A 6588-nucleotide genomic window follows, 5' to 3' on the forward strand; every position below is an offset into this window, starting at 1 on the left:
CCCCAACGCACTTCTTCTTTAATTAACCCAGTCTTCCAGCGCCAGACCCGGAACCCGCTCAAATTCCCGGGTATTGTTCGTCACCAGCACGGCGTCAGCCGAGATGGCGTGCCCGGCGATGGCCGTGTCGTTCGGGCCGATCGGCGTCCCGGCCGCGGCCAGTGCCGCCTTAATCTCCGTGGTGGCATCGACCGCGGCGCGATCCCAGGGCAGGACGGCATCAAGGCGGGTGCAGAATTCATCGACCAACTGCACGTGGCGCGGTGAGGCTTTCGGGCCGGTGGCGCCGAAGCGCATCTCCTGATAGGTGATGGCCGAGATTACAATGCGGTTTCCGCGCAGCACTGCCTGCTCGAGGCGCTTACGAACGGCTTCCGGCTGCTCGCGCATGATGAATGAGCAGATGCAGGTGTCCAGCATATACGTTATGTTCACAGGTCAAATCGTCCTTCGTCGCTGACAACGTCCTCGCGCTCCGCCATAAAATCAGGATCGGCTTTTTCAAGTTCAAAAAATGAGTTCCAGGTCGGCCGGACGGGGCGCAGGATAATGCTGTCTCCTTCCCGGACGATCTCCAGCTCGCTCACCCCCTCAAAATCCAGATCGCGGGGCAGGCGGATGGCGCGGTTATTGCCGTTTTTAAAAATAGAAACTGTGCGCATGGTTTTTCCTCATATGCTGAGTGTGCCAGGGAGTTTTCCCGCATGGGTGCAGTATATGTCTGAAGGACTGATTTGTATAGGTGAAGCATATGCAGATGGTACGTATATGCGTATGTAAAGCATATGCATATGCAAAGTATATGGATATGTACAGCATATGTCTGCTTTCTCTTTTTCCAGCTGAGATCCGGAAAAGGGCAGAACCGGATCCTGACTGGTCAGTGGTGGCTTTTTGCGCAGGGTGCTACATGTTGTGGGTTGGCCAGATGCTCAGCATACAAGATATGGGGTAAAGGCCACTGTCAGAACCGGCTGCGCCGGGCTTTTCCCCGCCCTGCCGCCGTGCTACGCTTCCGGAAACTGCCGTATCGGGAAAAAGTCAGATCAAGCCGGTAAGGGTGTACGGTAATTTAGCAGCGTGCTTATAAGTCTGCTTATTGTCAGATAATGGATATTTACTGGCGGGAAGGTAATTCTGAGTGACTGTCAGATGAGTCAGTGGGTGATGATTTCTACGTGGGACTATTAGCGAGGTTAAGAGGTGGCAATTGAAGAGCTAATTGCCTTGCTCATTGAGCAGGGTGAGAAAAGCGTCTGGTTTTACCCGACAGAGGACTGCAACGGTTCAAAGCTGTTTCTGCTTCTCGATAAGTTCGGCGGCGAACTGGCCTGGCGATGGGTCAATGACGGACCTGAGCGCTGGCGTACCCAAATGTCTTGGCTTCCCTCGTACTCTTCCCTGCCTGCTAATGCCGTAGAATTCGATCTTGAACAGGATCGTTTTATGTTTCAATCGATAGATGCCTCAAATGGTTCTGCATCACCCAGGCCGGCTTGGTGCCGTTAAGAAATTAAAAAGGGTTAGCGAGATTACATATCAGCGAAGGAATACAGATTTATGGATGGCGGGATTTCCGTATGGGTGCCGGTGATTTCAGTCCTGGCGGGTAGTGTGCTGACCGGAACCATTCAGTATTTTATGAACCGGCAGAACCACTTTTTTGCCCTGAAACGTGAGGAGAAGGCGGCTGCAGACAGGCTGCGTAATGAAAAACAGGCAGAAGAAAACAAACTGCAGCGGGAGCGCATATTCATCGCCGCTGAACTGGTCTTCCTGCTTGAGCAATACGCCGAGGGATGCGCGCGAGTTGCCGCTGATCATGGCGATGATAACCCCCAGAGCGAACGTGAGCCGACCGTAAATTATCCGCTGTTAAATCTGACAGATGTATCAGGCGATTGGCGGGTACTGTCGCGCCTATTAATGTACCGTATCCGGGAATTGCCGGTTCTTCAGAATGAGGCACAAAGAACGATTGCCGGTGTCGGAGAATATGATCATCCCCCTTATTATTCTTATTACTTCCGGGAGCGACAGTATCAGTTTTCCCGTCTTGGTATGAAGTCGGTGATTCTGGCCATGCGCCTTCGCAAAGCCGTTGGACTTCCTGAAAGCCGCCTTCAGGATACTGAGTGGTCTGCATATAACGTGCTCTGGAAGGTGTGGCGGCAGGAACGGAAACGCCGGGCGGCAGATTACACAAATAAATGAGTGTGGCATGAACCAGTGCCTCTCCTGAATAGCAGTGAGGAAACCAGCCTGTGAGTAGTTTGATGCCGTACGCCTTCCAGCAGTCGCCCGCGCAGCTGCCGGTCGCCATTGATTATCCGGCCGCGCTGGCGCTGCGCCAGATGGCAGCGCAGCACGATGAATACCCGCAGTATTTACTGGCACCTGAAGTCAGCGCACTGCTCCACTACGTGCCGGATCTGCACCGCAAGATGCTGTTCACCACCCTCTGGAACACCGGCGCGCGTATAAACGAAGCGCTGGCGCTGACGAGAGGAGATTTCAGCCTGGTGCCGCCCTACCCTTACGTGCAGCTGGCCACGCTGAAGCAGCGCGGTGAAAAAGCGGCACGCGGCCCCGGCAGGGCGCCGTCAGGCGTGGTCCCTCACCGGCTGGTTCCGCTTTCCGATCCGCAGTATGTGGCTCAGCTGGAGATGATGGTCGCGACGCTCAAAATACCGCTCGAGCGGCGCAATCCGGAAACCGGCCGGACCGAGAAGGTAAGGCTCTGGACAGTCACCGACAGGACCGTGCGTACCTGGCTGAACGAGGCTGTCGCCGCAGCCGCCGGTGACGGAGTCACATTCTCCGTGCCGGTGACGCCGCACACCTTCCGCCACAGCTACGCCATGCACATGCTTTATGCGGGGATTCCGCTGAAGGCGCTGCAGAGCCTGATGGGGCACAAAAGCATGAAGTCCACCGAGGTCTACACAAAGGTGTTTGCGCTGGACGTGGCGGCCCGGCACCGGGTGCAGTTTCATATGCCGGGAACTGAAGCTGTTGCCATTCTTAAAAAGATCGACTTCTAGCAGGTAAGTTTGCGATGTGTTTAGGAAGCGGCAAGTTGAGGGCAAAAAAAAACCCGGTCTGGTAAACCGAGTTTTTTCTGTACCGGAGAACGGTTGGTAGCCGCTTGCCGGGACGTTGCTGCTTGTACCTGCTAACTGCCAGCAATGTTAAACCTGTTTGACGAACCCGTCAACGTTGCGGCTGGTACCGCACGGCTTTATACTCGTCGCAGTTGGCAGCGCTACGCTGTTGCAGCCTCTCAGAAGTGGGTTAAAGCTTAGCCGCGCAAAAGTTTTACCCCGGCAGGAAACAGGTGGTGCTGTCCGGTCTGCTTCCACCCAAAAGAGTGCTGCTTGTACCTGCTAACTACTCGTACGCGCCGCAAGGGGGTAACAAAAAAGCACTTGCGACGTGTGGCGCTCTCCTGAGAAGGAGATGCCAAAAGTGATAACTTTAGGAACTATCCTCCTGGTTTTGCAGATTCTGCTTACCGGAGTAGAGCTTATCGTTGCCATCAAGCAACTGACCGGACGCCCGTAAGGGAATAAGGAACTTGAATCAAGGCGGGGATTAACCACCCCGCCTTTTTTCGTATCAATTTTCCCATAACTAAAACCAGCCTATATTCCTATCTGCTTTGACTAATAATTCACCCTTCCCTACTGATTATCCTGAATTCATCGTTTGTTAGTCGCCGGAAAAATTAAGCTTATGCTTTTAATGGTATTTTTCATCATCATATTACTATTATGTATATACATTAGTATATGCAAATAGTTATTGGTGAGGATTATGCTCTGAAAATCTAACAACACGTATTGATGTTATTTTGTATATGCTCATGTATATACAAAGTGCATGCTTACAAAACAAAATTGGGCTACTTAAGACGGCAACGCAGGGCGGACAGTTTGCACGTCTACGCGCAGTTCTACTTTGAAGGTAAGCCCTTAAAGGCATCCTCCCAGTATGGATCTCTGTCTGGGTCATTGACGATCTTGCTCATCCATGATTCAGAGCGTCGCCATCTTTCGGCCACTTCTTTCATCGTCCAGTTTCTTTCTCTGAGTAGATTTTTGATATCCGAGACCGTGAGTTTGGTGCCAACCCAGTTACGCAGAATATTTTCATCAACAGAAAATTCAAGACCCGGATATTTTTCTTCCAACGATTTCCTGGAGGTGCTGAACCATACAGGGTCATCGTTGCCTTCAAACTTGATAGTGGTATACCGGTGGCCATTATTCAGGCTGATTTCAGGGTGGTAATACTCAATCCAGACTGAGTTCTCATTGATGTAGTCAAATATCCATGCATCAAACTCACGGCTTTTACGCTGCTCAGACTTGAAGAGATCGCTAAAATTTTTCCTGTTCGAGACCTTAAGCGCTCCATCCTGCATCAGCGCATTAATCGCAGATATGCGTACGCTCTCAGCTGCATTCGTTATTGAGGTGTTGTAGTAGTTCAGTAACTGAGCGCAGGTAAACACTATTTTGCCTTGGGCAATTTGCACGCGCAGATAACAGTATCCTTGATCGTTCCAGAAACCCTGGAAGCGCAACGGGTGATAAGTCTTGTCGAACCCTTCAGTCAGCGTAAACCTGATTCTCATACCTTACTCCTCATTTTTCTTAATTAAGCCACAAATTGAATTATGGTGCTCATTAAGTCAAGTTAAGAGAGCAACGTGTTTTTTTATTTAATTGTTTTGGTATATGCAAATGTATATACATAAATAGCTTTGCATATGCTTTTGTATATACATTGACACATTCCAGGATCTGCGTAATATGTATATAACTTTGTATATACATGGTGGTGTCAGATGAACAAGCCCTACATTATTTCTTTTGCGAACAGTAAAGGTGGCGTGGCCAAAACGACGAGCTGTATTGCTGTCGGTTGTGCACTGGCTGCCGCTGGGTACAGGACTCTGCTGGTTGACCTTGACCATCAGGGAAACCTGAGCGATGACGTTGGTCGTGGGGATGAAGATTACACCATCACCGATCTCTTCGAAGACCCGAAATTTGATACGAACAAACTGGTTTACACCGCGCTGGACGGTGAGGTCGCCATACCGAATCTTGACGTCATTCCGGCTGATATTACGCTGGCTGTGGAAGCGCGAAGCGCCGAGCGTTTTCGTCACAGGCTCAATATTCTGGAAGAGGGGCTCGCCAGACTAAAAACTGAGTACGATTACATTCTTATTGATCTGCGTCCGGCGATTGACCTCAGCATCGAGAACGCGTTGCTTATCACTAATAATATTGTCGTTCCGGTCGATATGGATCGCAGGGCAGTTAAAGGAATCGCTGACCTTTTCCAGGTAGTGCGTGAAGTGAAGCGCAATGATGATTTTGTATATACACTTGTAAAGACAAAGGTGAATGAATCTCACTCCAAAATGAAAAAATCCATTGATGGGTACATCAGTGAAGCTGGCTATACAGTCGCTAAAACTGAAATCCGTCAGAGTGAGCTTTTCAAGCAGGCTACAGATGTGCATCGCCCGGTAATGATGTTCGCTAAAAACGAACGTCCTTATCGTGACTATAAAGCGTTCACACAAGAGCTATTGCAGCAGATTGAGGAGGTCAAGGGTGGGAAGAAGTGATCGCATCGCGAAAGGCGTAACACGCGTTGTTGAACGGCGAAATATTACAACCGGTAGACAAATGAACCTGCGCCTCACCGGTCTTGATGATGATGCCCTGTCCATGCTGGTTGAGAAAATGCAGGAGAAGCTTCCGCAGAAAAATATTACCCGCTCCCGTGTGCTGAGAGCTGCCTGTTATCTCGATGACGATAAGTTGATTCAGAAACTGGCGCAGTTACTGGTTGAAAACACCTGATATGTAAATGCAAGTGTATATACATAAGTAAAGTAAAAGCCTATACAATTGTATAGGCTTTTTTGCCGCGTCCCAGGCAATGCAGTGGAAAAGTGAGACTTTATGTATATGCCAATGTATATACAAATTATCATGCTGATGCTTTGATAGTGGGGGATCAGCAAACTGTTGCAACAGGGGTGTCTTTCCAGTTGGTCGTCCATGCTGGACTGAGCATTTCCCGCTTCATCTTCCATTCATTACTGATACCCTGGCCTGCAAACCACAGACTCCCAAGCGCCGTAAAGCCCGTTCACCGTAGTTAAAAAGGTTTACCATAGCTGATTTTTTGCTAGGAGTTGGTTTAAGCCGTTCAGAGAAAGGTATGATGCGGCAGCGATGTATGTGCCTGTAACCGGCTATGCCGGGCGCGCTGTGCCGTTTAACATCAGTGTCACTCTCAGTGGCATTCAGGGCTAATTGTGCACTGCACGCCAGACTCGTTCGCCTCAGGCAGGGAAGCTTAACCGGACTGAATGTCCGCTGTGTGCCAAAAGCGGAAGTTACTAGCAAAAATCTGTGTTAGTAATTAGGGAACCGGTCAGGAAAGTCCGTTCTTAGATGACTGGCGGCTTTGTTGAATAAATCAGATTTCGGGTAAGTCTCCCCCGTAGCGGGTTGTGTTTTCAGGCAATACGCACGCTTTCAGGTATACCTGCTTTCG

8 protein-coding genes and 1 pseudogene are annotated in these 6588 nt (G+C 50.0%); 5 read left to right on the top strand and 4 right to left on the bottom strand.

Annotated features, from left to right (window positions below; genetic code table 11):
• Positions 1-18: 18 nt before the first annotated feature.
• Together ABIB18_RS22895 and vapB are read right to left on the bottom strand one after the other, a co-directional pair.
• On the bottom strand, positions 19-435 hold the full coding sequence (locus ABIB18_RS22895; protein WP_354475857.1) for a type II toxin-antitoxin system VapC family toxin: 417 nt from the start codon (positions 433-435) through the stop codon (positions 19-21).
• Positions 432-662: a type II toxin-antitoxin system VapB family antitoxin gene (gene vapB / locus ABIB18_RS22900; protein WP_031378113.1), complete on the bottom strand. Its 231-nt coding sequence runs from the start codon at positions 660-662 to the stop codon at positions 432-434. The genes ABIB18_RS22895 and vapB overlap by 4 nt, the downstream gene beginning before the upstream one ends.
• A gap of 541 nt (positions 663-1203) precedes the next feature.
• Here vapB and ABIB18_RS22905 point away from each other — a divergent pair.
• From ABIB18_RS22905 to ABIB18_RS22915, 3 genes are all read left to right on the top strand, one after another.
• A complete protein-coding gene (locus ABIB18_RS22905; RefSeq protein WP_094121214.1) occupies positions 1204-1509 on the top strand; it encodes a hypothetical protein in 306 nt (101 codons plus the stop codon).
• Between the two features lie 51 nt (positions 1510-1560).
• Complete coding sequence (locus ABIB18_RS22910; RefSeq protein WP_354475860.1) at positions 1561-2214, top strand: hypothetical protein; 654 nt, start codon at positions 1561-1563, stop codon at positions 2212-2214.
• 62 nt (positions 2215-2276) lie between these two features.
• Entirely contained in the window at positions 2277-3044 is a 768-nt protein-coding gene (locus ABIB18_RS22915; protein WP_103797669.1) for a site-specific integrase, read from the top strand.
• A gap of 911 nt (positions 3045-3955) precedes the next feature.
• On the opposite strand, the gene ABIB18_RS22920 is transcribed toward ABIB18_RS22915, so the two are convergent.
• Positions 3956-4639, bottom strand: a complete 684-nt coding sequence (locus tag ABIB18_RS22920; protein ID WP_069730048.1) for a hypothetical protein — start codon at positions 4637-4639, stop codon at positions 3956-3958.
• Positions 4640-4852: 213 nt separating this feature from the next.
• Here ABIB18_RS22920 and ABIB18_RS22925 point away from each other — a divergent pair, with 213 nt between their 5' ends.
• A complete protein-coding gene (locus ABIB18_RS22925; RefSeq protein WP_069730047.1) occupies positions 4853-5647 on the top strand; it encodes a ParA family protein in 795 nt (264 codons plus the stop codon).
• Positions 5634-5885, top strand: coding sequence for a hypothetical protein (locus ABIB18_RS22930; protein ID WP_176035916.1), 252 nt, complete (start codon positions 5634-5636; stop codon positions 5883-5885). The genes ABIB18_RS22925 and ABIB18_RS22930 overlap by 14 nt, the downstream gene beginning before the upstream one ends.
• A 157-nt stretch (positions 5886-6042) precedes the next feature.
• On the opposite strand, the pseudogene ABIB18_RS22935 reads toward ABIB18_RS22930, so the two are convergent.
• Positions 6043-6168 (bottom strand): annotated as a pseudogene (locus tag ABIB18_RS22935) (DUF4113 domain-containing protein); the annotation flags it as partial.
• Between the last annotated feature and the right edge of the window lie 420 nt (positions 6169-6588).

Source organism: Pantoea sp. UYEF8 (assembly GCF_040546285.1).
Lineage (GTDB): Bacteria > Pseudomonadota > Gammaproteobacteria > Enterobacterales > Enterobacteriaceae > Pantoea > Pantoea brenneri.